This is a genomic window from Eilatimonas milleporae (genome assembly GCF_003688555.1).
Lineage (GTDB): Bacteria > Pseudomonadota > Alphaproteobacteria > Sphingomonadales > Kordiimonadaceae > Eilatimonas > Eilatimonas milleporae.
Map to the genome: position 1 here is coordinate 344,681 of NZ_REFR01000011.1, position 26,859 is coordinate 371,539.

Genomic DNA, 26,859 nt, shown 5'->3' on the forward strand with positions numbered 1-26,859 from the left:
AAAGTTTTAATTATTTTTTATCTTTTCACCACACAGTTCGTTCAGAACGCTTTCGTAAACAGCGCGTTTAAAGGGGACGATCGCCTTCAACAGGGCTTTTGGGCGCATCCATTGCCAGCGGGCGAATTCGGGGTGGGCCGTGTCAAGGCGGATATCGCTGTCCAGCCCCAGAAACCGCGCGCGGAACCACCGCTGTTTCTGGCCGCGATATCTGCCTTTCCACACCTTGCCCAGCAGGTCATCGGGCAGGTCATAGGTGACCCAGTCGGCGGTTGCCTCTTCCAGCCGGACAACAGTCGGTGGAACGCCGATTTCCTCTTCCAATTCGCGCAGAGCCGCATCTTCCGCGCTTTCCCCTGCATCAATGCCCCCTTGCGGCATTTGCCAGGCACCGGGGGTATCAATCCGTTCCCCGGCAAAGATATCCCCGCCGCCGCTGACCAGCATGATGCCGACACAGGGGCGGTAAGGCAGTTCGGCCCGCAGCCGCGCCGGGGCGCGGCGATGGTGGTGGTCCTGTGCGGAATCGTTGGATGGCATCGCGGTCACTGCAACGGTTGGCGGTTGGCAATGGCGGTCACGGGTACCAGAACAAATCCGCGTTCTGCCAGGCCGGCCGCCCACAGTTTGACGGCCTCCAGCGTCACCGGGTAGGGCCGTCCGATCCCCATGGCCGCACCTGCCGTGCGTGCCTGGTTTTCAAGCTGTTGCAGTTGTGCGGCGATGTCTTCGGACGAGATGGAATTGTCCACATAGCGATTGTTGACGGCAACCGCCATGGACAGGGCGTCGGCCATGCGCGCGGCCCGTGAATATTGCGATGCGCGGCTGTCGACGAACATCAGGCCGCGTTTTTTTATGTCTTCCAGTATGGGACGCAGACTGTCGCTGGCGGCGGTAAAACGCGAGCCCATATGGTTGACGACACCGGCATAGCCGGTCATCTGCGCCAGGCTTGACCGCAAAAGCGAGATATTCTGCTGCGCCGTCTGTTCCACCAGAAGCGCCAGCGGACCGGGGTCGTCCCGTGGATAGTTGACCGGTTCCATCGGCACCATGATGAAGATTTCATGGCCCATCTCCCGGGCGCGCCGGCCCCAGTCGTCCAGGTTGCTGCCATAGGGTGAAAAGGCAAGCGCAACCGGGGCCGGCAGGTCGGCAATGGCCCGCTGTGTGACGCGGCTGCGCAGTCCCAGTTCGCTGATCATTAGGGCAATGCGGGGGCGTCTATCCCCCACGGACGGTCCGCGCGCGGCGTAAACCTCCGCTGGCATGCGGCCATCGCGGGAAATACGCGGCAGAAGCCCTTCCGGCGCTTCTTCCAGGAGTTCCGGGTCGCTGCGATTCGGCGGCTGCGGATAGCGGCGCCGTGAGACGGGCGCGCTCTCGGGAGAGGGCGCCGTGCTTACAGCGCTATCCTGCGGTGCCGTGCCGGCAGCTGGTGCGGTGTCTTGAACGGACTGCAATGGTCTGTCGGACTCTGGCGCGCCATCCGGTGTCTTGACGGTCACGGTTTCAGCGGTGCCGTCAGGGACCGAGGTCTGGGGCGACATGGTTTCGGGGGCGGCGGTAAGCGGCGCATCCTGCGTGCGGGGCATGTCGTCCGTTGCCCTGTCGTCCACCCTGCTGTCACCCACCATGCCGTCATCTGCCATGGTGGTCGGCGCCGGGGATATATCGGCGTCTGTGTCCGGGTCCGCCATGGGGGCGTGCACCGGTGCCGCCTCATGGGTGACTTCCAGAAACAGGCCGCCACCGACAAGGATAACCAGGCTGAGTGCCCAGGCCGCCAGAAGTAGGTTCAGATTGCTCGACACGTGAAAAGACTTCCTTCAAAACCGAAGGCGGTTCTTCCATGCCCGTTTCCGGACCGGAAGACCCCCTGTCCGTTCCGCCAAACACCGCCGGTCCACTGCGGACCCGCGCACTCCGCAAGCCTTCCGGTGACTTGCCGGGGCCGGGTCATGCACAGCCGGGTCTGGCCGACCGCAGCGTCAACCTCTCCGAAACGGGCCTGTCAGGTCAAGCATCATTCAGGCCGGGCCTCGGCGATTTGCGGTATGGGAAGCATGCTGATATTTTTCAAAAGCTTGATCGCATACTGAAGCTGTATATCCGCCGGCGCGGTGTCGGAGTCGTTCTGGGCTTCGATCAGCGCTTCAATGTGGGCGATTTCCTCTTCGCTCATGGCGTCCACCTCGCCGGCGCGGTCCACATCCTGCGTGTCATTGTCGATGCTGTTTTGCAGGTCTTTTTCCCGGCGGGGCTTGCGGGCCTTGCGGGCCTTGTCGCGGGGGAACAGCACCTCGATGTCAGGCTCGATGCCGCGTTCCTGGATGGACCGGCCCGACGGCGTATAATAGCGCGCCGTCGTCAGACGGATCGCCTGGTCGCCGGCGCGGCCCAGGCGGATTTCACTTTGCACCGTGCCCTTGCCGAATGTCTGGTCGCCGATGACCAGCGCGCGCCGCTGGTCCTGCAGGGCGCCGGCCACGATTTCGGACGCTGACGCCGAATAGGCGTTGACCAGAACCACCATCGGCAGGCCGTCCAGCATGTCGCCTTCGGTGGCGAACCAGCGATTGTTGTTCTGGCGCCGGCGTCCGCGGGTCGAGACGATTTCACCCCTCTCGACAAAGGCGTCGGAAATACGCACAGCCTCATCCAGCAGGCCGCCGGGATTGTTGCGCAGATCCAGAATCACGCCGTCCATCCGGCCGCCCAGTTCCTCTTTGAGGGCGGTGACAGCCTGTTCCACGCCCTCGCCGGATTGCATATTGAAGGTGGTGACGCGGATATATCCGATGGTTTCCGCTTCCACGCGGTGACGGACCGACCGCACCAGAATGCGGTCGCGGACAATTTCCACATCGAACGGGTCGCTCTCTCCCTCGCGGATGACGGTGATGTTGATGGGAGAGCCGACGGGCCCGCGCATTTTCTTCACCGCTTCCGTCAGGGTCTGCCCCATGACCGCTTGGCCATCGATATGGCTGATCAGGTCGCCCCCCTCGATGCCGGCCTCGGCCGCCGGGGTGTCGTCGATGGGCGAGACCACCTTGACCAGCCCGTCTTCCATCTGCACCTCAATGCCAAGACCGCCGTATTCGCCTTCCATCTGGACGCGAACCTGTTGATAGACATCGGGGTTGAGATAGGTGGAGTGCGGATCGAGCGAGCGCAGCATGCCCTGAATGGCCGCTTCGATCACCTCGCGGTCATCCACTTCGTCCACATATTCGGATTGCACACGCTGGAAAACACGCATCAGAAGATTGAGATGCTCATAAAGATCATCTTCCGCCGCGGCGGCCGGCGGGCCCGACGGTATACTCAGGCCCGTTGTCAGGGCCAGAGTGACAGCCATGCCGAGCGCCGTCTGCCGTGCTGTTTTCCAAATCCGCATCCCAAATCCTTTCACCCGTTCTGACCGGCCGGTATCATGGCTCTTGCACATGTCGCGGGATTTTCATCACATGCCGAAACCGGCACGTTGAACATCATTTACTTTATCTAGGCCTATTATGGCCGAAAACAGGCATTAAATTCTTAACACACGTTGATTTGATGGTTTCGAACCGGATCATATTCCTGTCCCGGTTCGGATACGCCGCATTCTGCAAACCGTAAATCACGGCGCCGCGCTTGCGGATTGCCGTGACAGCCAGGGCAGGGGGTCAATGGCCTGGCCTGCGTGCCGCAATTCCATATACAGGCCGCCTTCATTCGCCGTGGCCGGCTGTTCGACCGCCATGGCGCCGACCGGTTCTCCGGTCAGAACCCACTCGCCGGTGCGTGCATACAGATCGCCAAGACCGGCCAGCAGACTATGGTATCCTCCACTGTGGGCGATGATCAAGAGCCTGCCGTATCCCCGATAGGGTCCCGCAAACAAGATCTGCCCTTCGTAAGGGGCGATAATCTGGGCGCCTGCGCGGCTGCGGATGCGGATGCCGCGTGACCGGACGGCCCCGTCCCGCTGGCCGAACGTCATGCTGACGGAACCTGCCGCCGGATAGGGCAGTCGCCCCCTGACCGCGCTGAGGGGCTGTCCGGTAATGGCATCGGGCCGTACAAGCGTCGGCGGTGCCGGTGTCGCCGGCCTGCTGCGCCGGGCGGCGGCCGCGGCCGCCTCACGGGCGGCCCGTTTGCGGGCGGCGTCGGCTTCGCGTTCCAGTTTCTCGATCAGGCTTTGGAGCGAATCGGCCTCTTCCGCCAGCCGTAAGATCCTCGCGGCTTCAAAGGCGGCTTCCGCTCTCGACTGGCGGGCCGCGCGTGTCTTCTCGGTCCTGAGGCGCGCCAGGGATGTCCGCCGTATGCTCAGGTCTTCCAGTGTGTCTTTCAGCGCGAATCGCTCGGCCGACAGGCTGCGTTGCAGGTCTTTCAGACGGGCCAGGTCCGTCCGCAGTCCTGCCGCCTGTGTCTGGATCTGCGGCATCAGTGTGGCCATGACCCGCGCGCTGCGGGCCGTGCGCACGGCTTCTCCCGGCCGGAGAAGCGCCAGCGTGGCCGGACGGCGGGACAGGCTTTCAAGGGCCGCCAGCAAATGTGTGGAGGTTTTTTGGCTGTCTTCCAGGCGGATACGCTGGGCCCGTTCTTCGGTGGACAGGTCGGCAATGCGCGTCTCCAGCCGTGTGGCCCGGCGTTCGGCATCCTGGATGTCGGCGGCAAGGGCGACGAGCCGCGACGCGAGGGTGCCGGCCTCGCTTTCAAGAACACCGGCGGTCTTTCGCAGATCGTCCTGGCGGGTCTGCCGGGCCTGGAGTTCCGTTTCAACCGCGTCGAGACGCTTGCGCGCATCCTCGGGTGTTTCCTGGGCAGTGGCTGTACCCGTCGTCGCAATCGGGACGGCGGGGACGGGCATGACGCCAAGAACCGACAGCAAAACCGCCGCGCCGGCCCGGCGCCGCCGGGTCTGGCGATAGGGGTGCCGCCGCCTGCTCTCAGGATGCGGCACGGTCCTCACGGGGGGCTGCATCCTGTCCATGGGCGTGGTCATCCTCTGCCGCCAGCAGGCTGTGTCCCGTCATCTCCGCCGGCCGGTCCAGTCCCATCAGGGCCAGCACCGTCGGGGCGACATCGGCAAGACAGCCGTCTTTTAAAGGCACCGTGCGGTTCACAAGCAGGACCGGAACATCGAAACTGGTATGGGCCGTGTGCGGTGCCCCGGTTTCTGGGTCCAGCATCTGTTCCACATTGCCGTGGTCGGCCGTGACCAGCATGGCGCCGCCGGTTTTAGCGACCGCCTGTTCCAGGCGCGACAGGCAGGTATCGATGGTTTCCACCGCCTTGATCGCGGCGGTGAGAACGCCCGTGTGGCCGACCATGTCCGGGTTGGCGAAATTGACGATGATGGCGCCGTACCGGCCGCTTTCGATTGCCTGCACCAGCTTGTCGGTGACCTCCGGTGCCGACATTTCCGGTTTCAGGTCATAGGTCGCCACATCGGGGGACGGGACCAGGACCCTATCTTCACCGGGAAAGACGGTTTCCACCCCGCCATTGAAGAAAAAAGTGACATGGGCGTATTTTTCCGTCTCGGCGATGCGCAGCTGCGGAATGCCCCTGTCGGCCAGCACCTCGCCCAGGCTGTTGGTGACGCTGACGGGCGGGAAGAGGGCGGGCAGAAAGGCATTCAAGGCGCTGGAATATTCCACCATGCCGGCGGTGGCGGCAAAGTGAACCGGCGTGCCCCGCTCGAAACCGTCAAAGGCCGGATCGGTCAGCGCCGTCAGAATCTGACGCGCACGGTCGGAGCGGAAATTGGCCATCAGCAGACCGTCACCGTCCGTCATGCCGGCATAGCCGCCGAGCGAGGTCGGTGTCACGAATTCGTCGGTTTCGCCGTGATCATAGGCGGCTTTCAGGCCGCTGGCGGCACAGTCCGCGCTGCGGGCGGCAGCGCCGTGTGCCACTGCGTGATAGGCGTTGGCGACACGGTTCCAGCGTTTGTCACGGTCCATGGCGAAATACCGCCCCGACAGGGTGGCGACGACCGCCTGCGTGTCCGCGATATCGGCCGTGAACCTGCCGAGAAAGGCGCCGGCGCTTTGCGGCGCGGTGTCGCGCCCATCCAGAAAGGCATGGACGGCGACGGGAATGCCCGCCCGGTCCAGCAGACGGACAAGGGCGGCCATGTGATCCTGATGGCTGTGGACGCCGCCGGGCGACAGCAGACCCATCACATGCGCGGTGCCGCCGCTGGCCTTGAGCGCGGCGATGAAATCCGCCATGGCGGCGCGGTCGCCCAGGCTGCCGTCGGCGATGGCGTCATTGATGCGCGGCAGATCCTGCTGGATAACCCGCCCGCTGCCCAGGTTCATGTGGCCGACTTCGGAATTGCCCATTTGTCCGTCCGGCAGGCCGACGGCGCGGCCGCTGGTTTTCAGCCAGGCCCGCGGCGCGGTGTCCCACAGACGGTCATAGGTCGGCGTCCGGGCCAGTTTGATCGCATTGTTGTCGACGGCGTCGCGGTGCCCCCAGCCATCCAGGATGCACAATATGACGGTTTCGCGGTGCATCGCTCTGCTCCCTCGCGTCCCTGTTCGGCATGTGGCCGCATGACCGGCGCCGGATCGTTTCGTTGCCAAAGGGCCGCTTCGTTGTCAAAAGGCCGTTACGTTGCCAGGTCAGTCCCTGTGATAGGGGTGACCGGCCGTGATCGACCATGCCCGGTAAAGCTGTTCGGCCAGCATGGCCCGCACCAGCATATGTGGCCATGTCAGCGCGCCGAGCGCAAGTGTCAGGTCGGCGCGGTCCCGCACGGCATCGCTGAGGCCGTCAGCCCCGCCGATGATGCAGGCAAGGCCGTTAAAGCCTGCCAGTGCCCAGCCGTCAATTTTTTTCGCAAAAGCCGGCGACGTCATCTGTTTGCCGCGTTCATCCAGGGCAAGCACCGCGGCGCCCGCCGGCACCGCGGCCAGAATACGCTCGCCCTCCAGCTTTTTACGCTGTCCGGCGTCAAGATGCGGTTTGCGGATGTCGATCTCCTGAACTGTCACCGGCCAGCGCAGCCGCTTCACATAGCTGTCCAGCAGGGTTTTTTCAGGTCCGGCGCCGAGCCGTCCGACGGCAATGATGGTGATGCGCATGATGTCAGCCAAACAGGCCGGCGCGGACCGGCCACCTTGTGCACGGGAGTGGCGGGAACAAACGCTCTGACCGCCGCCCTCCGGTGGGGCGGCACGGACCAGGGTCTTGCTCAGCGAGACAGCCCGAAGCGCCAGTCCGAAGCAATGGTCCCAAGGCCGTCCCATACCGCCACGGGACGGCATGGGGCTTGGGCTCGGAACTGCGGGCACGGCATCAGGGCCGTGCACCGTGTCGCAACCGGTCAGTTCAGGACGTCGGTCTCGTCAAGATCCGTCGCCCACATCTTGTCCAGATTGTAGAAGCTGCGGACCTCGGGACGGAAAATGTGGATGACCACATCGCCCGCATCGATCAGGACCCAATCCGCCTGCTCCAGCCCCTGGACGCTGATATTCTTCACACGGGCCTCTTTCAGGGTTTTCAGCACATGGTCGGCCAGGGCCGCCACCTGACGCTGCGAGCGTCCGCTTGCGATCACCATGAAATCGGCAATGCTGGATTTACCGGCAAGATCGATGGATACGATATCCTCTGCCTTGCGGGCATCCAGGGTTGAAACGACGGTATCGAGAAGGGTGCGGGGCTCAAGCCCCTGTTGAGGGTGTGTGACGCCGGGCGTCTCTGTATTCACCTGCAACTAGGTCTCCTGTTGTTCACCAGTCAGCGGAGCGGGGCTGTGCCATTCGCGCCCCAGCGCCTGACGGATCAATGTGGCCGAGGCGGGATGACGCGGTATCGTCAAAAACGCCCAGGCCGGTGCGCGGTCCGCCCGGATCATCCTTGCCGGCACGCGGTTCGCGGCGAAACGCTGTGCCAGATGACCCGACAAACCATGTTGAGAATACTGCGGACGGTCGAAAATCGCAATGGGAACGGTCATGGCGATGTCCTGCCAGTCGCGCCACAGGTGAAAAGTGGCCATATTGTCCGCGCCCATCATCCAGATGAAGGATGTTTTCGGCATGAACCGTCTGAGGGCGCGCACCGTTTCCGCCGTGTACCGCGTGCCCAGGCGGTTTTCCACATCGCTGGCAAACAGTCCGGGGTGCCGGTCCGCCAGTTCGCGCGCACTTTCCAGCCGGGCGTCGAAAGGGGCCATGTCCGTATCGTCCTTCAGCGGATTGCCGGGACTGACCATCAGCCACACCGCATCGACCGGCAGCCGTTTCAGGGCCTCCAGCGCCACATGCAGATGCCCCTCATGGCCGGGGTTGAAACTGCCGCCATACAGCCCCACGGTCCGCCCTTCCCACCGCGCCGCGTCACGCAGAAGGCCGCTGTGCACGGGGGGGCGCGGGCCGGCGGCGGATCGCTCAGGGACGGGTCTGGCCACGCCCGCGCACCTGATATTTGAAGCTGGTCAGCTGTTCGACCCCGACGGGGCCGCGGGCATGGATACGCCCGGTGGCGATGCCGATTTCAGCCCCCATGCCGAATTCGCCGCCATCGGCGAACTGGGTCGAGGCATTGTGCATCACGATCGCACTGTCCACGCGGGTCAGAAAGGCCTCGGCCGTGGCCGGGTCCTCGGTGACGATGCTTTCCGTATGCCCGGACGAATAGCGGGCGATGTGCGCCAGTGCGCCGTCCAGCCCCTCGACGAAACGCACGGACAGGACCGGTGCCAGATATTCGCTGGACCAGTCGTCCTCGCCCGCCGGAACGATGCCGTCGGCCAGCGCCTGAACCCCTTCATCGCCGCGGATTTCGCAGCCGGCCTCTTGCAGGGCGGCAAGAATGCCGCCGGCCATGTGCCGCGCCCGCCGGTCGATCAACAGGGTCTCCAGCGCGCCGCAGATGCCGGTGCGGCGCATCTTTGCATTTAGCACAAGGTCGCGGGCCATGCCGGCATCGGCCATGCCGTCCACATACATGTGGCACAGTCCTTCCAGGTGGGCGAAGACGGGCACGCGGCTCTCGGCCTCGACCCGGGCGACGAGGGACCGCCCGCCGCGCGGTACGATCACATCGATCAGGCCGCTGGCCGCCAGCATCGCGCCGACCGCCGCCCTGTCCGTCGTGGGCACCAGTTGCACCGCATCGCCCGGCAGGCCGGCCTGCGCTAGGCCGGCCTGAATGGCCCTGAAAATCGCCTGATTGGAATGGAAAGCCTCGCTGCCGCCGCGCAGAATGACGGCATTGCCCGCCTTCAGGCACAGGGCGGCGGCATCCGCCGTCACATTGGGGCGGCTTTCGTAAATCACACCGATCACGCCAAGCGGCGTGCGCACCCGGGCGATGGACAGCCCGTTGGGGCGTTGCCAGTCCGCAATCGTCTCGCCGACGGGGTCGCTCAGTCGCGCCACGTCTTCGAGGGCGCTGGCAATAGCGTCCAGACGATCCGGCGTCAGACGCAGGCGGTCGGTCATGGCCTCGGACAATCCCCTGGCGCCGGCGGCTTCCAGATCGCGCGCATTGGCCGCGATAATGCCGTCCCGGTCCGCGCGGACCGTCTGCGCCGCATGCCGGAGGGCCGCGTTTTTCTCATCCGTTTCCGCCAGGGCCAGCACCCGGGCCGCCGTGCGGGCGCGCTTGCCCATATCGGTTATGAGCGTGCCGGCGTCCGCATTTGCCGGTTTCGGGTCTGTCTGTGCCGGCTCGCGCTGGTTGGTGTGTGTCCGGGACATGTCGTTATCCATGACAGGTCATTCCATCATCTGGGCCATGTTTCAGGCGCCATACTCGATCCGCCGCACGCAAAGCGCGGCCTTCTGCGTCATCGTCAAAACAGGACCAGATCGTCCCTGTGTACCAGAGCTGACCGCCCTACATAGCCCAATATATCGGGAATGTCCGACAGCTGGTGCCCGCGGATCCGGCCTGCCTCGCCGGAACTGTAGGCGCTTAGACCCTGGCCGACAAGGCGTCCGTCGGCGCCGATAAAGGCCACCAGATCGCCGCGCGCGAACCCTCCCTCCACATCGGTCACGCCGGCCGGCAGCAGGCTGGCGCCTCGCTTCAGGGCGTCCAGCGCACCCGCATCCATATGCAGGAAGCCGGCAGGGGCCATCAGACCGCGAATCCATTGCTTGCGCACATTGAGCGGATCACCCGACGCCGGAAAAAAGGTCGCGCGCTCCCCCCGGTCCAGCCGGTTCAGCGGCCGTCCCGACCGGCCGTTCATGATCGCCAGCGTGCATCCGGCCGCCACCGCGATGCGGGCGGCCGCCACCTTCGTCACCATGCCGCCGGACCCGAGACCCGAGACCGCCGGCGGTCCGGCCATGGCCTCGATCTCGTCGGTGATGACCGGTACGATATCGAGAAAGTCGGCGCCCGGATCGTGGCGCGGGTCCGCCGTATACAGGCCGTCCACGTCCGACAGCAGCAGCAGGCCGTCGGCGCCCGCCATCTGGGCCACGCGCGCGGCCAGCCGGTCATTGTCGCCGAACCGCAGTTCGCTGGTGGCCACCGTGTCGTTTTCATTGACGATGGGCAGGATATCGCGCGCCAGAAGGGCCTCGATCGTCTGCCGTGCGTTCAGATAGCGAGGTCGGTCCTCCAGGTCGCCGATGGTCAGCAGCAGTTGCGCCGCGGTCACGTCATAGCGTTTCAGACTGTGCTGAAAGGCTTCCATCAGGGCCAGTTGTCCGATGGACGCGGCGGCCTGGGCATCTTCCAGCCGTTCGGGGCGGCCGGCAAAGCCAAGCGCCGACTGGCCAAGCGCGACGGCGCCCGATGACACGATAACGATTTGTGTGCCGTTCCGGCGCCAGCGATTGATGTCGGCCGCCAGTCCGCGCAGCCACAGACGGCGCGGCGCCGTGCCCTCGGCGATCAGGGCGGAGCCGACCTTGATCACCAGGCGCCTGGCGCCCAGCAGGCCCCGGCGCGCTTCTTCCGCCGTGATCGCGGCGGCGCTGGCGGCATCGGACGCGGCCGCGTCCGCTTCGTCGATACTGTCCGCCGCCACGGTCCGTGCCTCATGACGGGGGGGCGCATCCGTCTCCACATTCCCCCGCGCGCGTGGCAGGGATGCGGGGCCTTTGCCGGTCTTGCCGAACCAGGACAGGATGCGTTGCAACGGCATGGGCCGTCTCCTCAGATCGGCGACCAGCCGCCGGCGGTTTCGCTGTCGTCCGCGCCGGCGCCGTCGGCCTCGGCGCGGGTGCGCTGGCGCCGGTCTTCCTTGATCACGTCCCACAGGGCGGACAGCGCGTCGCGCACACCGGCGCCGCTGACGCCCGACAGGGTCATCACCGGCCGGGCCGATGCGTCCGCCAGGGCCAGCCGCTTTTCCTCAAGCGTGTCCTCGGGGATGGCGTCGGCCTTGTTCAGGCCTATGATCATCGGCTTGCCCGTCAGGTCAGCCCCGTAATCCGCCAGTTCGGCCATGATGGTTTCATAAGCCCCCACCACATCGTCGGCCGTGCCGTCGATCAGATGCAGCAGCACGCCGCAGCGCTCGATATGGCCGAGAAAACGTGTGCCCAGGCCGACGCCCTCGCTCGCACCCTCGATCAGGCCGGGAATGTCGGCCAGAACGAATTCGTTGCCGTCAACGCCGACGACGCCCAGTTGCGGGCTCAGCGTGGTGAAGGGATAGTCGGCGATTTTCGGCTTCGCCCGGGTGACCGCCGCCAGAAATGTCGACTTGCCCGCATTGGGCAGGCCGACCAGCCCGGCATCCGCGATCAGTTTCAGCCGCAGCACGACCCACATTTCCGCGCCCTCGGCCCCCGGTGTCGATCGGCGCGGCGCCTGATTGGTCGAACTTTTGAAATGACTGTTGCCAAGGCCGCCGCTGCCGCCCTCGGCCAGCATGACCCTGTCGCCCGGCTGGGTCAGGTCGGCGATCAGAAAGTCCATGTCCTCGTCGAAAATCTGCGTGCCGACGGGCACTTGCAGGGTGATGTCCGCGCCGTTGGCGCCGGTGCGGTCCTTGCCCATGCCGTGCTGGCCGCGCGCGGCCTTGTAATGGCGCTTGTAGCGGAAATCGACCAGCGTGTTCAGGCCGTCGACAGCCTCCACATAGACATGGCCGCCGCGCCCGCCGTCCCCGCCGTTGGGGCCACCGAATTCGACGAATTTTTCCCGCCGGAACGACACGCAGCCATTGCCGCCGTCGCCGCTTTTGACAAAGATTCTGCTTTGGTCGACAAATTTCATGGGGCCCTGTCTATCAGACACCACCTCCGCTTGAAAGGCTTGGCGGCGGGTTATTTTCGGCTTTGTTCCCCAAGGGGCCGGCGGCGCTTTCCCGCTGGACTTATATCCGTGAAGGGCAGTGTCTGCGCGTGGAAAACCGTCCGCTTGCAGGACATGGAAAAGTGGGCTTTCCGCATTTGTCGGGCGGTGTGTCGGTTGCCGGGCACCATAGCCTGGCACACGGAGTACGTCGTGCGGCGTTTCCTTGCTGCCATGATCGTGTGCCGTCTGACGTATAAGGACGGCAACAGGGACGCCAGACGGCAAAAGGCCGGGCTGTTATGCCGGCCCGGCCTTTTGCTGATACTGTTCTCGAACGGATTTTTTGTGGCGTGTCACACCCGTGGCGCAGCATTGGTCGGCGATCATCAGGTCGCCGTGCCGCATCCATGCTTTATGTGGCCTTACGCCTCGCCGCCGTCGACGGAAACAAAGGCCTTGCCGCCCTTGCCCTTGGAAAATTTCACATGGCCGTCGGTCAGTGCGAACAGGGTGTGGTCCTTGCCGATACCCACATTCTGGCCGGGGTGCCATTTGGTGCCGCGCTGGCGGATGATGATGTTGCCGGCGATGACGCGCTCGCCGCCGAATTTCTTGACGCCGAGACGGCGGCCGATGGTATCGCGGCCGTTGCGGGAACTGCCGCCTGCTTTCTTGTGAGCCATCTGTTTACTCCTTCCGGTATCTGGGACTGCCTTTGGGGCCGGTGCGGCGCTTATTCAGCGGCCGACTCTGCCGGCGCGGCGGCTGCTTTTGTCTCGTCCGCCTTGGCCGCGGTCTTGCGCGGGGCGGTCTTGGCGATCTTGGTCACGCGCAGGACGGTCAGGTCCTGACGGTGGCCTTTCTTGCGGCGGTAATTGTGGCGCCGCTTTTTCTTGAAAACGATGATTTTCTTGTCTTTTTTCTGTTCCAGAATCTCAGCCGCGACCGAGGCACCCTTGACGGCGGGCTCACCCACCTTGACACCCTTGTCATCGCCCACCATCAGCACGGTGTCGAGCGTGACGGTCTTGCCGGCCTCGCCATCCAGTTTTTCAACCTTGATGACATCGCCTTCACTAACGCGGTATTGCTTACCGCCGGTCTTGACGACAGCGAACATGTCCTTGTTCCTTAATTTTTGCGCGCCGCGGACAATCGGACGGGGTACACCCATTTGGCCCTGTCATATGCAGGGCCGGTCCCGTACTTTGGGCGATTTCCGCTGGCTTTTTCACACCAGATGGCGCGGCCCGTCCATGGGACAGCCCGCCATCAATCGGCGCACCATACGGATTTCGCTCCCCAAGTCAATGTTTATCGCGGGTTTGTCACGGCCGTATTCCGCTTGCCGGCGGTTTCCCGCATGTAAATCGGCTGTCGGGCCCTGAAACCCTGTTTCGGGTCTTGACCGGACTGCCGGCGCGGCGGCACCTTGACCGGGTATTGCGGGAAAAGCCACCCGGCACCATGGCGGTCCACGCATAGGGCCGACACCGGTCGGGGCCCTCAACGGTATCTCAGGGTATCTCACGGTATGCCACGGATGGAAGGACAATGACGGACGGGCAATGACGGTGGGCGAAAAAATCATGGGTGCTTTGTTCCGCCCGGCGGACGGGCGGTCGCTGGCCGTTTTCCGAATCCTGTTCGGCCTGATCATCATGGTCGAGGTCTGGCGCTATGCCGATCATGGCTGGATCGCCAGTAAATACATCACACCGGGTTTCCATTTCGCCTATCTGGGGCTGACCTGGATCACCCCGTTCGAGGCCCCTTATATATACTGGGTTTTCTTCGCCCTCGCCGTGGCCGGGTTTCTGGTCATGATCGGCCTGTTCTACCGTTTTGCCGCCGTCGCCCTGCTGCTGTTGTTCAGCTATGTCTTTCTCCTCGACGAAACCCAGTATCTGAACCATTTCTATTTCACCATGCTGCTGGCCGCCATTCTGGCGGCGGTGCCGGCCGCGCGCGCGTGGTCGGTGGATGCCTGGCGGGCGCGGCGGCGCGAACGGGCGGGCTCCGTGCCGGAATCCGCAGAACCGGCGGCAGTTACATCAGCCCCTGTATCAGCCCCCTTATCAACGGCGCCATCAGCCACATCCGTACCCGGGTGGAGCTACATCCTGCTCAAGGGCCAGATCGAAATCATGCTGATCTGGGCCGGACTGGTGAAAATCGACGCCGACTGGCTGGCCGGCCGGCCGCTGGCCGACTGGCTGGCCGATCAGGCCTACAAATATCCCGTTTATATCGCCGACCTGCTGACGATGCCCGAATTCGGCGTCGCCGCCGCCTGGGGCTCGGTCATCCTGCATCTGGTGGGGGCGCCGCTGCTGCTGGTGCGCCGGACCCGTCTGCCGGTGTATCTGATCTATTGCGGGTTTCACCTGTCCAATCACAGCCTGTGGCAGATCGGTATTTTCCCGTGGCTGACCATTGCCGGCATGCTGATCTTTTTCCCCGCCGACTGGCCGGCGCGGCTTATGGACCGTTTGTGCCGGGGTCTCGTCTTGCTGCCGTTTCTCAGACCGGCGGAAGGCTGGCTTCGGAAAGCGGCCCGGATATTGGATCTGGAGCCCGCCCCGGCGGGCGATACCCGCGTGCCCCCGTCCGCTGCCCCCCAGTCTACTGCACCTCCGGCGGCTGCGGCCCCCGCCGGACGGCTGACCCTGGCGCGGAAGGCCGTGGCGGGCGGCGTTATTCTGTGGCTCGGCACGCAGGTGCTTCTGCCTGTGCGGCCTTATCTCTATGACGGGGCCGCGTCCTGGAATGAACAGGGGCACCGTTTTTCCTGGCGCATGAAGCTGCGCGACAAGTCGGGCCGCGTCCGCTTTCGTCTGGTCGATCCCGTGACCGGACAGGAAACCGCCATCGACCTCAACCGGCATCTGACCGCGCGCCAGCGCCGCAAAATGGCCGTGCGGCCCGACATGATCCTGCAATTCGCCCATCATCTGCGCGACGAATATCGCGCCCGCCACGGCCATGACCCGCATGTCTATGTGCGGTCGCGCGTGCGGGTGAACGACCATCCGCCGGCGACCATGATCGACCCGGACCGCGATCTGGCGACGGTCCCCTTTCGCCTGATCGCACAGGATGATTTCATCCTGCCCCATCCGCAGCTGGACGCCCGCCGGTGAAGGCGGCGCCCGCAGCGGCCATGCCCGCCGCCCTGGCCGGTGTGACGGCGGACGGGCCGATCCTGTTGTTCGACGGCGTGTGCAATCTGTGCAACGGCACGGTGCGTTTCGTCGCCCGGCGGGACGCGGGTCGCCGCTACCGTTTCTGCCCCCTGCAATCGGCTTTGGGTCGGGCGCTGGTGAACGCCCACGGCGGCACCGCGGAACTGGATACCATTTATCTTGTCGAGGACGGGCGGCTTTATGACCGCTCCACCGCCGCGCTGCGGGTGCTGCGCGGTTTGCGGATGCCGTGGCCGCTGCTGTCGGCGTTTCTGGTCGTGCCGCGTCCCGTGCGCGATGCCGTCTATAATTTTATCGGCCGCCGGCGGTACCGCTGGTTTGGCCGGCAGGACCGCTGCCCCCTGCCGGACGCCGGCCTGGCCGCGCGCTTTCTCGGCATGGACGACCCGGATTTGTGATCCACCCGTGCCGGGCCGGTAGGGTGACCCCGGCAAAAGGCTGATCCGTCTCGTTTCTTGATCGCCGTTTTTTTCGCTGCCGATACGCTTCGGGACGATGCGCTCCTGCGTCTTCCTTTAGGGGTCCGCTGTCGCTTTCAGGCCGGTGATGGTTCCTCCATTGACAGGTAGGATATAAATCCAGGGACGGTATATGGATTTTATTTTAGAAATTATTATTTAATATCAATGACTTGATTCAAAAAATTCAAGACCAAAAACCATATACTGTCCCTGAATTATTCTATGCGGCAAAATCCGTATACTGTCCCCATAATTTCACCCCGTATTGTCACATGCGTTGCCGCATCCTGGACAGGCCGGTCAAAGGCCAGCCCGCCACACTTGGGATGCCGGACCGCTCAGTCAGGGCCGGGCTTGTGCCATAAGTCCATCGCCGCGCAATTTCCGGCTTGAAGCCCGTCCCCCCTTTGAGTAGGGTGCGCCGGTTCCTGCGCCCCTTGGCCTCCCAGGCATGTGTCCCACACTGTGGGCCGCACAGGGCGCACCACACGCGGAGAGTTGCCGGAGCGGTCGAACGGGGCGGTCTCGAAAACCGTTGTGCGCGCAAGCGTACCGAGGGTTCGAATCCCTCACTCTCCGCCATTTTTCTTATATAAATAATTGATAAAAATAGATTATTTTCGTGGGTAGATGGGGTTTTCCCACATTTTACCCCACATTTTTATATGCTTGTAAACGGTGTGGGAATGGTGCGCCCAGTATGAGGCTCTTGGCCCGACACCGTGAGTCTTAATAAGGGAGTTTTGTCGCGCCTGTTGCCCAGCAATAACCCTGTAGCACCTTTGCCCGAGACTCAGTCGGTTGTCCAGGCGTGTGCGGACGGAGAGGGTTCTATGGTGCACCACCGCATTAGTCAGAGCGGTTCTGCCGGGCTTTCTCGATCCGCTTGGCTTTCCAGGCGACAATGTCCGCTTCCACCCACAGCGCTCGGGTGCCGACATGGATGGGGGACGGAAACGGGTCGTCCGCCTCCTTCATCAGCGCATAGAGTTTGGATTTCTTGAGACCGACGGTGGCTTCGACCTCCGGCAGGCGCAGGAACCGCCCATATGGGTCCATTATTGGTTTGTCTTCAACGCGCATGGCGCACTCCTCCCCTTAAGAAAAATCAAGAGGACGGGGGACAAAACCCACTTCTTTATGGGCAGTGAAAACGGCGTTCGCGCAAGCGGAATTTGATTAAGCAAAAAAAATCGCGTTTAAGGCCCAAAAGTGTTGCTTAAGCAAAGCGTCCGATTTCAGCGTCGTGGCTATAAAGTGCCTTCCCGTTGCTTAGGCAAATCTGCCCGGTCCTGCGGCGTTTGGGTCTTAGGTATTTGTGCCGGGATGTTTCAACCGCACACCATCGCCGCCGCCATTGGCCGGGATGAATTCAACACCGGCTGCCTCAAATGTTTGTCTAAGGACGACCAAGGTGCCCTTCTGCGGGGTGGTTTTCTCAATCTCAAAGTGGCGGATCGTCACATCGCTGATTTCAGACTCGCGGGCCAAGTCTTTTTGAGACCATTTCAGCAGGCCACGGGCGGCACGACATTGGGCAGGTGTAATCATGGGCGCAATCTAAAGCCCTTATGGAAAATCATAAAGACATTTGATTTTGCTTATTAAAAAGCACAATTACTTATGCTATAGGTAAGAATCTTAAGGCGTCCGTGTTTTTTGCGCGCGAGACGGCTTTTGAGGTTTTTATCGTAAGCGGCCCGACAGAGTGCGGACACACCCTGCCGAGCCTAACCACACCAACCTTTACAGGAGATTGGCATGGCTAATCATGGCTTTATCACAAACCGCAGACAGTTGTTAATTGGTCTTGGTACATCGACACTGACCGGCAGTGCTATGTCGCTGACGGCCTCAAACGCAGCAGATGACCCCGCCTATGCAGCCTTTCTGAACGCCCAAAGGGCAGCAGATCGTTTGAATCGTTACCACGGGCCAGAGGGCACTTATCTCGACACACTTTATGCAGCTTACATCACAGCGGAGAGAGAATTGGTTGCAACGCCCGCCATAAGCCTTCCCGGTCTTCGGGGCAAGCTTGAACGATTAATCGCGATGACCGGTTGGGAGACAGAACAAGACGATATCGACGCTATGATGGCTCGTTCCGCCTGTGCAGACCTGAATTGCATAGCAACGCACACAAGCGCTAAGCAAGATATCCTATAGAATACGTGAAGTTGAATGCTGAGGTCTCGTCGAGCAGCTAAGGCTTGATGACCGTTGAGGGCTGCAAACTGGACATGTCTATCAATAGCGCTTTTAGCCCGTTTCTGCCATTAATAGTTGCATCAAAATTGCCCAAAATATACTATTGAAGCGGACGTCGAATGCAGACTGCGTTGGTGGAACACGGCCAACGCTTTTATGATTATGAATCTGGATCGAAATTTGTTTCTAAAAAGAGCCTCCGCCAGCGAGCGGAGGCCTTGATATGAGAAACCTAAATATTAGTGCTTCAATTAAGGAATTTCCCCGAGGGATGATCCTTCACAGTGAAGCTCTGTTACCGTGGCTTCCCTTCCGATTTGCCGATTACTTCAATCGCAGATTGACGCTGTCCGGTCAAGTCGGTTGTTTGGCCGATGGAGAGATAAGGTGATGAATAGTCCAGCATCCAATGGCTTGGTCTTCGGAATAGACCTCGGGATTGCTTCTTGCGGTTGGGCTGTTCTGCGCCAGCCCACGCCGAACCATCCGACTGGTGCAATCGAAGCAATCGGCAGCTGGATGTTTGACGTCCCGGAAACCGATGAGAAGCGAACACCCACCAACCAAATCAGGCGTAGCAATCGGCTTCTCCGCCGTGTCGTGCGGCGGAGGGCACAGCGCATGGCTGAGATCCGCCGGGTGTTCAGCGAGCATAGCTTGCTTTCTTCAAATGATCGCGATGCGTTAAAGCGTACCGATATCGATCCATGGGAAATGCGGGCAAGAGGTCTCGACAAGCCTCTGGCGCCTGCCGAACTGGCTGTAGCGCTGGGCCACATTGCCAAACGACGTGGTTTCAAATCCGCTGCCAAGCGACAGGAAGCAAACACGGCCGGCGACGACCAAAAGACGCTCAAAGCGCTGGAAACGACAAAAGAGAGGCTCGGTCGTTATCGCACGATGGGGGAGATGTTCGCCCGTGATCCGGATTTTCAGGCACGTAAGCGCAATCGTGACGGAATCTTCGACCGAACGCAAAGCCGAGATGACCTACTCGACGAAGTTCGCAAGCTATTCGAGGCGCAGCGCCGACTAGGCAATAAACTTGCGAGTGAGCAACTGGAAGAGGCCTTCATCGCAATAGCTTTTCACCAGCGACCCCTGCCGGACAGTGAGCGGTTAGTCGGCAAATGCCTTTTCGAACCGACAGAAAAGCGGGCCGCAAAACACGCCCCCTCGTTCGAAAAATTTCGCCTGCTGACTCGCCTCGTCAATCTGCGCGTCACGACTGATGATGGCGAACGTCCGCTGACGCCGGATGAACTCGCGGCGGCCACCACCGATCTGGGGTCGAATGCCAAGCTCTCGGTAAAGACGATACGCAGACGGATCAACCTGCCCGACCACCAACGTTTTACGGCAATCAAACCCGAAGATGAAGGCCAGGATATTGTCGCCCGCACCGGCGAGGCCATGCACGGCACGAAAAAGCTTCGCGATGTCTTGGGTGAGGAATTGTGGGCTGACTTACGCGAACAGCCTGCAAAGTTGGACCATATCGCGCATGTCCTGACATTCTTCGAAACAGCCGAGACAATCGGCGACGAGTTGCAAAAGCTCGACCTGCCAGCGGGAGCGGTCGATAAGCTGCTAGAATCGTTGCAATCGTTTGGACGCTTCAAGGGGGCCGGCCACGTTTCAGCCAAGGCTGTCCGTGCGCTCATCCCGCATCTCGAAGCGGGCCTGCGCTACGATCAGGCGTGCGAGGCAGCAGGCTACGATCACGCCGCCTCGCGCTGGTCAAAGCGCGAACAGGTGACCGACAAGAAATCCTTCAACCGGCTCGTCAAAGATATGGGCGAGGAGATTGCCAATCCCGTCGCGCGCAAATCGTTGACCGAGGGGCTTAAGCAACTCTGGGCCATGCGCAATCGTTGGGGTCTGCCCGATGCGGTGCATATCGAAATGGCGCGCGATGTGGGCAACAGCCTAGAGGAAAGGGACAAGATCAAGAAGCGCCTTGATGAAACCACGGCGCAGCGCGAGAGGGAACGAAAAGAAGCCGCCGAACAGCTGGGCGTCGATCCTGGCGATGTCGGCGGCGACACGTTGCTGCGTTACCGCCTGTGGAAGGAACAAGGAGGACGCTGCCCCTATAACGATATTGCCATTCCGTCGACTGCGATCGCCGCGACCGATAACAGCTTTCAGATCGATCACATTCTGCCCTGGTCCCGTTTCGGTGACGACAGTTTCAACAACAAAGTTCTGTGCAGCGCGCAGGCCAATCAGGAAAAGCGTCGGGACACGCCATTTGAGTGGATCACACGCACGAAGGGCGATGAAGGCTGGGCAACCTTCGTTAAGGGGATTGAGACAAACAAACAATACCGGGGTTTCAAAAAGCGTAACTTCACACTGAAGAACGCGAGGGAGGCTGAAGAGCGTTTCCGAAGCCGAAATCTCAATGACACACGTTATGCTGCCCGTCTTCTCGCTGAGGCTGTGAAGCTGTTTTTCCCTGAAGGCGAGAGGCAGGATCGTGCGAGCAGTCGCCGGGTGTTCACGCGCCCCGGCGCGCTCACCGCAGCCCTGCGTCACGCGTGGGGGATCGAATCGCTCAAGAAGGTCGATGGCAGGCGGGTCGATGACGCGCGCCACAACGCTCTCGATGCGCTCGTCGTCGCCGCTGTCGGTGAAGGGGAAATCAACCGGCTAACCAGATCATTCCAGAACTGGGAGCAGCGTGGCCTTCCTCGCCCCCTTCGGCGCGTCGATCCGCCGTGGGGTGATTTCCACAGTTTCCGACGGGAGGTCGAAGAAGCCTTTGATGCCGTTTTCGTAGCCCGTCCGGAGCGTCGCCGCGCACGCGGCAAAGGGCACGAGGCAACAATAAGGCAGGTTAAGGAGCGAGAAGGCGAAACACGCGTTTACGAGCGAGTGCCAATTGCGAAACTGACCGAAAAGCGACTGGAAGAGATCAAGGACCCCGAGCGCAATTCAGGCATCGTTGCGTCCGTCAAACAGTGGATTGCAAATGGCCGACCTAAGGATTCACTGCCTAGGTCTCCCGCAGGTGATGAAATTCGAAAGGTGAGAGTGCTCGCCGACAGGAAATACAAGAACCCAGCAATTCCCGTCCGTGGCGGTACAGCAGCGCGAAGCAAAATGGTCCGGGTCGATGTGTTCTCGAAAACCGACAAGCGAGGAAGGAACAAGTACTATCTTATTCCAGTTTATCCGCACCAGATCATGGACAAGCGGCGATACCCAAAACCTCCAATGCGAGCGATTGTGGCGAATAAGCCGGAGGCAGATTGGGAGCAGATCGACGAGAGTTTTGATTTTCAGTTCAGTTTGTATCCACGCTGCTATCTGGAGGTTGTCAAATCAGACGGAACTGTGTTCGAAGGTTACTTCTCGGGTGCTCATAGTGGAACTGGCGCCCTTACTCTATTCAATCCAAACAACAAGAACTCGTATGTTGATAAATCGGGACGAAAAATGGAAGGAATAGGTGCGAGGACTCTGTTAACTATAAAAAAATATAGTGTGGACCGTTTCGGCAATCGATTCGAAGTGAAGTCGGAGGTCCGCACATGGCGTGGCGCGGTCTGCACATCTCCAACCCCGCGCGACTGACCCATCGCCGGCGTCAGATCGTCATTGCGCTTGAGAGCGAGGACGAAGAACTGTCCTTTCCGGTGGAGGATGTCGCCTGGATCATCCTCGACACGCCACAGGTCTCGCTGACCGGCGCGCTGCTAAGCGCCTTGGCCGAGAATGGTGTCGCCATGATCGTGCCGGACGCAAAACACCACCCCGCCGGCGTGCTCATCTCCTTCCATCAGCATCATGCTCAATCGGCAATCGCCCATGCGCAAATCGCCATGACAACACCGTTGCAAAAGCGACTGTGGCAGAGAATCGTCAAAGCTAAGATTGAGAATCAGGCCGCCGTCTTGCGTGGGATTGGCAATGATCATGCGCAGGCGCTGTCAGCCATGGCGTCCCACGTCGCTTCAGGCGACCGCGGCAATGTGGAGGCGCAGGCGGCCCGTATCTACTGGTCCCGGCTCTTCGAAGACTTCCGCAGGCATGATGAAACCCGGGAAAATGGCCTCCTCAATTACGGCTATGCCGTCGTTCGCGCCGCTCTTGCGCGGGCCTGCGCTGCGTCCGGACTGTTGCCCGCTTTTGGCCTTCACCATAAGTCACAGACAAATCCTTTCAATCTGGTCGACGACCTGATCGAGCCCTTTCGGCCCTCGGTCGATCGTATGGCGCAGCGGCGCGCGAATGACAGGGACGGCGAAGACCTGAATGTTGAGGACCGTCGCCACATGGCGGGCATTCTAGGCGAGACGGTTTTGATCGGGGACGAACGGCTGACCATCTTGGCGGCGACCGAAGCCGTTACGTCCAGCCTTGTTCGTGCCATCCAAAGCCGCGATGCCACTTTGCTCAACACGCCTGCTCTGCCACTGGCGCGACGAGGATGACCATGGAGGCTGGGGAGATTCGCTTCATGTGGTTGATGGTGTTCTTCGATTTGCCCACAAAAACCAAACCCCAAAGGCGGCGCGCCAATCGCTTTCGGGAATTCCTCAGAAAAGACGGCTTCATAATGCTGCAATTATCCGTTTACGCGCGCGTCTGCAGGGGGCAGGATGCGGTGGAAAAGCACGTCCGAAGGGTGCGTTCGAACCTCCCCAAGGAGGGCAGCGTAAGGACACTCCAGGTGACGGATAAGCAGTATGGCAGGATGCAACTAATGCTCGGGACCGCGCCAAAAACCGAGACTGCCGGAACGTCACAAATGGTCCTGCTGTGATTTCGGCGGCAAATAATCCGCGAAAATCACAGCAGTTCCAATATGTTGCCGTAGAGGCAGCCTACCATGGGCAAATCGGTAGGGAAACCACGGCGCGTCTTCCGGCTTTACGCTCGGGTCTCTGAGCCTACCATGGGCAAATCGGTAGGGAAACCACGGCTGCCCGGTCCATCTGGCTTTGCCATTCGGAAGCCTACCATGGGCAAATCGGTAGGGAAACCACGGCCAGTGAAGGTACAGTTATCAGCCACATCAAAGCCTACCATGGGCAAATCGGTAGGGAAACCACGGCGTAAAATGACGATGACAGCCACCGCGCCAAAGCCTACCATGGGCAAATCGGTAGGGAAACCACGGCTTTGTTACACTTGGTGATGATCCGGGCTTGAGCCTACCATGGGCAAATCGGTAGGGAAACCACGGCCTTGACCGGTCCGGAATGCTCATATGTCTCAGCCTACCATGGGCAAATCGGTAGGGAAACCACGGCGAAAAGTCGAGCAGGCCGAGCTGCCGACCCAGCCTACCATGGGCAAATCGGTAGGGAAACCACGGCTGATCATGTGGACAGGCATCTGGAAGATATAGCCTACCATGGGCAAATCGGTAGGGAAACCACGGCTTCACCATGGTATTGGGGGCGGGGAGCGCGAGCCTAAGCCTACCATGGGCAAATCGGTAGGGAAACCACGGCCGCACGATGCGCCGATGGCTGTCCGGTGAGAGCCTACCATGGGCAAATCGGTAGGGAAACCACGGCTGCATGGTCCGCCTCCCGCTCATCGACACCAGCCTACCATGGGCAAATCGGTAGGGAAACCACGGCGTGAAGCGCCACGGGCAGACATTTCATATTAGCCTACCATGGGCAAATCGGTAGGGAAACCACGGCAAACCTCACCGGCTGAACAGCGCGCCGATTAGCCTACCATGGGCAAATCGGTAGGGAAACCACGGCGTGCGGTTTGCGGCGGCGCCGATATTCATCAGCCTACCATGGGCAAATCGGTAGGGAAACCACGGCATCCTGGATGTGGAAGGCGTATAAAATCGCAGCCTACCATGGGCAAATCGGTAGGGAAACCACGGCAGAATTCACCAACGCTTGTGTTTTCATTAAAAGCCTACCATGGGCAAATCGGTAGGGAAACCACGGCCGCCTTCGCGCTCGGCGGGTCGTCATCGCCAGCCTACCATGGGCAAATCGGTAGGGAAACCACGGCACCAATGACCGCACGCCCATGAACACTTTCAGCCTACCATGGGCAAATTGGTAGGGAAACCACGGCTGCCGGTCTCGACCAGCACGCCGGCATTGCAGCCTACCATGGGCAAATCGGTAGGGAAACCACGGCTTTATGGCGGACTGGGGTCCAATTGTCATCAGCCTACCATGGGCAAATCGAAAAAAGGGCACACAAATGTCCGCTAACGATAGATCAATAGCTGAATTCTGCATCTGCAGCGAACTTCCGCTTCCCGCCCAAGGCGGTTCTTCGCTGCAGAACCGCTTGTGTCCGCAATGGGAATGTTTCGGACGACCACTCGCTCTGCAGCTGAGTATCGCTACCGGTTTTACTGAGGTTGCAGCTCACAATATCAACTCAGCCCGATTTCGCTAGTTTGCCGCTATTTGATGCCGATTGAACGCATTAAGGACAGACTGCGGCATGGATAATTGTACAAAGTCTTGCGAGCGGTGGCTGGAGCCGCTCGCGATGGAAACGCGAAATATTATTTTAGAATAGCCTATGATGCCGCAATACCGGAATTTTGATTTAGCGTTTTTCTTTTCAACATATATTGTGCTCCTATTATGCCGTCCACCAAAGGAAAGGCCTTAACTGTCACTAAAATATGTCTGACTTGTCTAATGGATGAGGACAGTTAGAGCGCGATACTGACTACAGTAGTAACGACTTTGACTTATCAGTTGCACGTGGCCTGAGATTGACAGCGTCCCTCTCCAAGCAAAAGAGCTCATTTATAAGGTTGAATTCACGCACCAATGCGCAGCTTGTACTTCTGTCTTCCCGATGTGCCCGGCGGTTGCGGTATGCCCCAAAGATCGAGATGAAGAGGTTGGTGCGGCCTGTGTGTTCTCCATCATCCACATCATCCCAACCAAGCCGCCGTTCTTTTGCAAGGAAAGCTTGTGAGAATAACTTCTGACCACTGGTGGTTAAGCCGGTTCGCTCGCGGACAATGTCCTCAAGCTTCCTGAATGCGCGGACGAGCGCCGCATCCGGATCTTTCCTGAAGTCGATTGCCAAGTCGCATAGGCGGGGGTCGACCACGCCAAGCGAGAGAACTGGTGAGAAAAAACCTCGAAACCCATCCTGATCGGACTTACGCAGGACTAATAGGTAATCCCAAAGGCGTTGAGGCCGAATAGGACGTCGCTCCGCGATCTCTTCAGCTTGTTCGTAAGTCAGCAAACAGGAGTTAATCTGCTCAAGTTCCTTGTCGGTGATGTCAACCTCATCAATCTCAACCTGAAACCTATCCAACGTGGTGATCACTTCTGCGAAGCCGGCAGGGCCTGTACCACCATACCCCGATGTGAAACCAGATTTGATCGCTATCGACCATGCAGAGTCGATGTAGAGCAAAAAGGCGTGTTCATTGCCTGCCGTTAGAATAAGCGCGCGCTTAATATCCGCGCCACTTACCAAAAGCCGCTCGATAGCCTCTCGGCAAGGTACGGTTGCGCCGGCGGCGCCGTGGAACTGCATTTGTGCTATCTCCAAATGGTTTTTCCGTTCGCATTTTGCTAGTACGAAGCATATTGGAATAATGCACATCTTATCGTCGCACAACCGTTCCGAGTTTTTGTCCGTTCCGCAGCTAATCCGGTTCGAATACGCTCATGGTCGCGATGGTTTTGAACCAACTCTTCTCATTAAGGGCAGTACATTACTATTGAAATACACAGTGCTTGGAGCGCGGATGCAGCTTGCTTTCACTGTGTGCGACGGTCGCCTACTGTGTGCACTCAAAGTGTGTGACGACGGCGAAGACGGCAGTATCCTTTGGTCTGTTGTGGAGCACGAAGAAGAGTTGAACGGCATTCGCAGTTTGGCGCGCCGGGAACCATTAGTGGCGTTTCTATTCAACGAACTTGCTGTAAACGTCTCTTGGAATGACCTATATACGATAGGCGCTTTAGATCGCCTATCGACGATGGCAGATAGTGCTGCGCTCGGCCAGGTTAATCACTCGGCTATCAAGGTTAAGGTATCCCCCTTACTCGACCGCTTTCATCGTCACGTTCAAGATGATGGCGGATGGTGGGTGTTGGAGATGGGCGGAAGGTCCGATTGGAAGACCGTCCACAATCACTTCATTACGTCAGGCGCTTCGTCCGGCCTGATTGACCTGTTCGACAGTGATGAAGGCAAACATCAAGAGCAACTGGGCGTTTGGCTGACTGGCAATCTTCAACCTTTGGGGGTTCAGCATAGCCCACAAGTTTCGAAGGGCACCGGGACGCGAGAACTAACCAACGAGTTTGGCTCGGTTTTGATTGAGTCCAAGACGCTTTCGGTTTTGGCGCGCAAACAACTGCCCGAGAGGGCGAAGCTAAAGCGCAACCTTTCCGCCCACATTAGCAAAGCGTTCGCTCAATTGCGTGGGGCCATACGGGCGCTTAAATCCGGCGCTCCAGTGACTAGTACCAAGGGTAATAAGCTACTGGTCGAACGGGAATATTCTGTCCACGCTATCGTCTTAATTCCTGATTTGGAACTTGTGAACGATCGTTCAGCTTATGGCATCAAATTCATTCAAGATTTTATGAGCGCGACCGGCGGATTCGCCCATTTGCTCGACGTTGCGGAGTTACTCCGCAGCGTGCAAGCCGCCGAAATAATAGCGATGCGAGGTAAGACGGCCACCCCGCGATGATGGCGTTTGACTATTACCTTTTGGAATGCGCTAAAAAGGTGACAGATGCTGGCACATTATGCATCGAAATGCTTTTCCG

Annotated in this window: 23 protein-coding genes, 1 tRNA gene and 1 CRISPR repeat array; of the genes, 8 read left to right on the forward strand and 16 right to left on the reverse strand. The window is 60.5% G+C overall.

What is annotated here, in order from left to right; genetic code table 11:
* Positions 1-6: 6 nt before the first annotated feature.
* The 13 genes from BXY39_RS09745 to rplU all read right to left on the reverse strand — a co-directional run bounded on the left by BXY39_RS09745 (position 7) and on the right by rplU (position 13,342).
* Positions 7-540 carry an RNA pyrophosphohydrolase gene (locus tag BXY39_RS09745; RefSeq protein ID WP_121938663.1) on the reverse strand — a complete coding sequence of 178 codons (534 nt, stop codon included), beginning with the start codon at positions 538-540 and terminating at the stop codon, positions 7-9.
* Between the two features lie 5 nt (positions 541-545).
* A complete protein-coding gene (locus BXY39_RS09750) occupies positions 546-1,817 on the reverse strand; it encodes a divergent polysaccharide deacetylase family protein (protein ID WP_121938664.1) in 1,272 nt (423 codons plus the stop codon).
* Between the two features lie 212 nt (positions 1,818-2,029).
* Entirely contained in the window at positions 2,030-3,406 is a 1,377-nt protein-coding gene (locus tag BXY39_RS09755) for a S41 family peptidase (RefSeq protein ID WP_245999034.1), read from the reverse strand.
* Positions 3,407-3,631: 225 nt separating this feature from the next.
* Complete coding sequence (locus BXY39_RS09760) at positions 3,632-4,966, reverse strand: murein hydrolase activator EnvC family protein (protein WP_170163738.1); 1,335 nt, start codon at positions 4,964-4,966, stop codon at positions 3,632-3,634.
* Entirely contained in the window at positions 4,944-6,521 is a 1,578-nt protein-coding gene (gpmI, locus tag BXY39_RS09765) for a 2,3-bisphosphoglycerate-independent phosphoglycerate mutase (RefSeq protein WP_121938666.1), read from the reverse strand. Before gpmI ends, BXY39_RS09760 begins: the two co-directional genes overlap by 23 nt.
* A 108-nt stretch (positions 6,522-6,629) precedes the next feature.
* Positions 6,630-7,091 carry a 23S rRNA (pseudouridine(1915)-N(3))-methyltransferase RlmH gene (rlmH, locus tag BXY39_RS09770; protein WP_121938667.1) on the reverse strand — a complete coding sequence of 154 codons (462 nt, stop codon included), beginning with the start codon at positions 7,089-7,091 and terminating at the stop codon, positions 6,630-6,632.
* A gap of 242 nt (positions 7,092-7,333) precedes the next feature.
* The gene (gene rsfS / locus BXY39_RS09775) at positions 7,334-7,723 is read right to left on the reverse strand and encodes a ribosome silencing factor (RefSeq protein WP_121938979.1); all 390 of its coding nucleotides are present in this window, start codon (positions 7,721-7,723) and stop codon (positions 7,334-7,336) included.
* 6 nt (positions 7,724-7,729) lie between these two features.
* A complete protein-coding gene (nadD, locus tag BXY39_RS09780; protein WP_211332172.1) occupies positions 7,730-8,425 on the reverse strand; it encodes a nicotinate (nicotinamide) nucleotide adenylyltransferase in 696 nt (231 codons plus the stop codon).
* The gene (locus BXY39_RS09785) at positions 8,406-9,719 is read right to left on the reverse strand and encodes a glutamate-5-semialdehyde dehydrogenase (RefSeq protein ID WP_121938980.1); all 1,314 of its coding nucleotides are present in this window, start codon (positions 9,717-9,719) and stop codon (positions 8,406-8,408) included. Before BXY39_RS09785 ends, nadD begins: the two co-directional genes overlap by 20 nt.
* 95 nt (positions 9,720-9,814) lie before the next feature.
* Entirely contained in the window at positions 9,815-11,122 is a 1,308-nt protein-coding gene (gene proB, locus BXY39_RS09790) for a glutamate 5-kinase (protein ID WP_121938669.1), read from the reverse strand.
* Between the two features lie 11 nt (positions 11,123-11,133).
* The gene (gene obgE, locus BXY39_RS09795; protein WP_121938670.1) at positions 11,134-12,201 is read right to left on the reverse strand and encodes a GTPase ObgE; all 1,068 of its coding nucleotides are present in this window, start codon (positions 12,199-12,201) and stop codon (positions 11,134-11,136) included.
* Between the two features lie 443 nt (positions 12,202-12,644).
* Entirely contained in the window at positions 12,645-12,905 is a 261-nt protein-coding gene (rpmA, locus tag BXY39_RS09800; protein ID WP_121938671.1) for a 50S ribosomal protein L27, read from the reverse strand.
* A gap of 50 nt (positions 12,906-12,955) precedes the next feature.
* Complete coding sequence (rplU, locus tag BXY39_RS09805) at positions 12,956-13,342, reverse strand: 50S ribosomal protein L21 (RefSeq protein WP_121938981.1); 387 nt, start codon at positions 13,340-13,342, stop codon at positions 12,956-12,958.
* 448 nt (positions 13,343-13,790) lie between these two features.
* On the opposite strand from rplU, the gene BXY39_RS09810 reads away from it, so the two are divergent.
* From BXY39_RS09810 to BXY39_RS09820, 3 genes are all read left to right on the forward strand, one after another.
* On the forward strand, positions 13,791-15,365 hold the full coding sequence (locus BXY39_RS09810) for an HTTM domain-containing protein (RefSeq protein ID WP_121938672.1): 1,575 nt from the start codon (positions 13,791-13,793) through the stop codon (positions 15,363-15,365).
* On the forward strand, positions 15,362-15,826 hold the full coding sequence (locus BXY39_RS09815) for a thiol-disulfide oxidoreductase DCC family protein (protein WP_245999035.1): 465 nt from the start codon (positions 15,362-15,364) through the stop codon (positions 15,824-15,826). Before BXY39_RS09810 ends, BXY39_RS09815 begins: the two co-directional genes overlap by 4 nt.
* A 555-nt stretch (positions 15,827-16,381) precedes the next feature.
* Positions 16,382-16,471: transfer RNA gene (locus BXY39_RS09820), tRNA-Ser, on the forward strand.
* 267 nt (positions 16,472-16,738) lie between these two features.
* Here BXY39_RS09820 and BXY39_RS09825 read toward each other — a convergent pair.
* Together BXY39_RS09825 and BXY39_RS09830 are read right to left on the reverse strand one after the other, a co-directional pair.
* Positions 16,739-16,972 carry a helix-turn-helix transcriptional regulator gene (locus BXY39_RS09825; protein WP_211332173.1) on the reverse strand — a complete coding sequence of 78 codons (234 nt, stop codon included), beginning with the start codon at positions 16,970-16,972 and terminating at the stop codon, positions 16,739-16,741.
* Positions 16,973-17,197: 225 nt separating this feature from the next.
* A complete protein-coding gene (locus tag BXY39_RS09830; RefSeq protein WP_121938674.1) occupies positions 17,198-17,440 on the reverse strand; it encodes a helix-turn-helix domain-containing protein in 243 nt (80 codons plus the stop codon).
* 210 nt (positions 17,441-17,650) lie between these two features.
* Between BXY39_RS09830 and BXY39_RS09835 the strand changes: the two genes are divergently transcribed.
* The 4 genes from BXY39_RS09835 (at position 17,651) to cas2 (ending at position 22,874) form a co-directional block, all read left to right on the forward strand.
* Positions 17,651-18,058, forward strand: coding sequence for a hypothetical protein (locus tag BXY39_RS09835; RefSeq protein WP_121938675.1), 408 nt, complete (start codon positions 17,651-17,653; stop codon positions 18,056-18,058).
* A gap of 432 nt (positions 18,059-18,490) precedes the next feature.
* Complete coding sequence (gene cas9 / locus BXY39_RS09840; protein ID WP_121938676.1) at positions 18,491-21,682, forward strand: type II CRISPR RNA-guided endonuclease Cas9; 3,192 nt, start codon at positions 18,491-18,493, stop codon at positions 21,680-21,682.
* Entirely contained in the window at positions 21,640-22,542 is a 903-nt protein-coding gene (gene cas1 / locus BXY39_RS09845) for a type II CRISPR-associated endonuclease Cas1 (RefSeq protein ID WP_121938677.1), read from the forward strand. Before cas9 ends, cas1 begins: the two co-directional genes overlap by 43 nt.
* A 2-nt stretch (positions 22,543-22,544) precedes the next feature.
* On the forward strand, positions 22,545-22,874 hold the full coding sequence (gene cas2 / locus BXY39_RS09850; protein ID WP_121938678.1) for a CRISPR-associated endonuclease Cas2: 330 nt from the start codon (positions 22,545-22,547) through the stop codon (positions 22,872-22,874).
* Between the two features lie 58 nt (positions 22,875-22,932).
* Positions 22,933-24,229: a CRISPR direct-repeat array (repeat unit 36 nt; unit sequence AGCCTACCATGGGCAAATCGGTAGGGAAACCACGGC).
* 549 nt (positions 24,230-24,778) lie between these two features.
* Here the strand turns inward: cas2 and BXY39_RS09855 are convergent.
* Positions 24,779-25,609 (reverse strand): TIGR02391 family protein, encoded by an 831-nt coding sequence (locus BXY39_RS09855; protein WP_170163740.1) that lies wholly within the window; start codon positions 25,607-25,609, stop codon positions 24,779-24,781.
* 61 nt (positions 25,610-25,670) lie between these two features.
* On the opposite strand from BXY39_RS09855, the gene BXY39_RS09860 reads away from it, so the two are divergent.
* Positions 25,671-26,780: a hypothetical protein gene (locus tag BXY39_RS09860; RefSeq protein WP_147453536.1), complete on the forward strand. Its 1,110-nt coding sequence runs from the start codon at positions 25,671-25,673 to the stop codon at positions 26,778-26,780.
* Positions 26,781-26,859: the final 79 nt, after the last annotated feature.

What these genes read in the sequence shown, in the direction of transcription:
- BXY39_RS09855 (WP_170163740.1), bottom strand. Translation starts at nt 25,609, where the DNA reads ATGCAGTTCCACGGCGCCGCCGGCGCAACCGTACCTTGCCGAGAGGCT.
- cas2 (WP_121938678.1), top strand. Translation starts at nt 22,545, where the DNA reads ATGGAGGCTGGGGAGATTCGCTTCATGTGGTTGATGGTGTTCTTCGAT.
- BXY39_RS09785 (WP_121938980.1), bottom strand. Translation starts at nt 9,719, where the DNA reads ATGTCCCGGACACACACCAACCAGCGCGAGCCGGCACAGACAGACCCG.
- obgE (WP_121938670.1), bottom strand. Translation starts at nt 12,201, where the DNA reads ATGAAATTTGTCGACCAAAGCAGAATCTTTGTCAAAAGCGGCGACGGC.
- BXY39_RS09860 (WP_147453536.1), top strand. Translation starts at nt 25,671, where the DNA reads ATGCACATCTTATCGTCGCACAACCGTTCCGAGTTTTTGTCCGTTCCG.
- BXY39_RS09835 (WP_121938675.1), top strand. Translation starts at nt 17,651, where the DNA reads ATGGCTAATCATGGCTTTATCACAAACCGCAGACAGTTGTTAATTGGT.
- gpmI (WP_121938666.1), bottom strand. Translation starts at nt 6,521, where the DNA reads ATGCACCGCGAAACCGTCATATTGTGCATCCTGGATGGCTGGGGGCAC.
- rlmH (WP_121938667.1), bottom strand. Translation starts at nt 7,091, where the DNA reads ATGCGCATCACCATCATTGCCGTCGGACGGCTCGGCGCCGGACCTGAA.
- BXY39_RS09830 (WP_121938674.1), bottom strand. Translation starts at nt 17,440, where the DNA reads ATGATTACACCTGCCCAATGTCGTGCCGCCCGTGGCCTGCTGAAATGG.
- proB (WP_121938669.1), bottom strand. Translation starts at nt 11,122, where the DNA reads ATGCCGTTGCAACGCATCCTGTCCTGGTTCGGCAAGACCGGCAAAGGC.
- cas1 (WP_121938677.1), top strand. Translation starts at nt 21,640, where the DNA reads ATGGCGTGGCGCGGTCTGCACATCTCCAACCCCGCGCGACTGACCCAT.
- BXY39_RS09755 (WP_245999034.1), bottom strand. Translation starts at nt 3,406, where the DNA reads ATGCGGATTTGGAAAACAGCACGGCAGACGGCGCTCGGCATGGCTGTC.
- BXY39_RS09810 (WP_121938672.1), top strand. Translation starts at nt 13,791, where the DNA reads ATGACGGTGGGCGAAAAAATCATGGGTGCTTTGTTCCGCCCGGCGGAC.
- rpmA (WP_121938671.1), bottom strand. Translation starts at nt 12,905, where the DNA reads ATGGCTCACAAGAAAGCAGGCGGCAGTTCCCGCAACGGCCGCGATACC.
- rplU (WP_121938981.1), bottom strand. Translation starts at nt 13,342, where the DNA reads ATGTTCGCTGTCGTCAAGACCGGCGGTAAGCAATACCGCGTTAGTGAA.
- cas9 (WP_121938676.1), top strand. Translation starts at nt 18,491, where the DNA reads ATGAATAGTCCAGCATCCAATGGCTTGGTCTTCGGAATAGACCTCGGG.
- BXY39_RS09825 (WP_211332173.1), bottom strand. Translation starts at nt 16,972, where the DNA reads ATGCGCGTTGAAGACAAACCAATAATGGACCCATATGGGCGGTTCCTG.
- BXY39_RS09745 (WP_121938663.1), bottom strand. Translation starts at nt 540, where the DNA reads ATGCCATCCAACGATTCCGCACAGGACCACCACCATCGCCGCGCCCCG.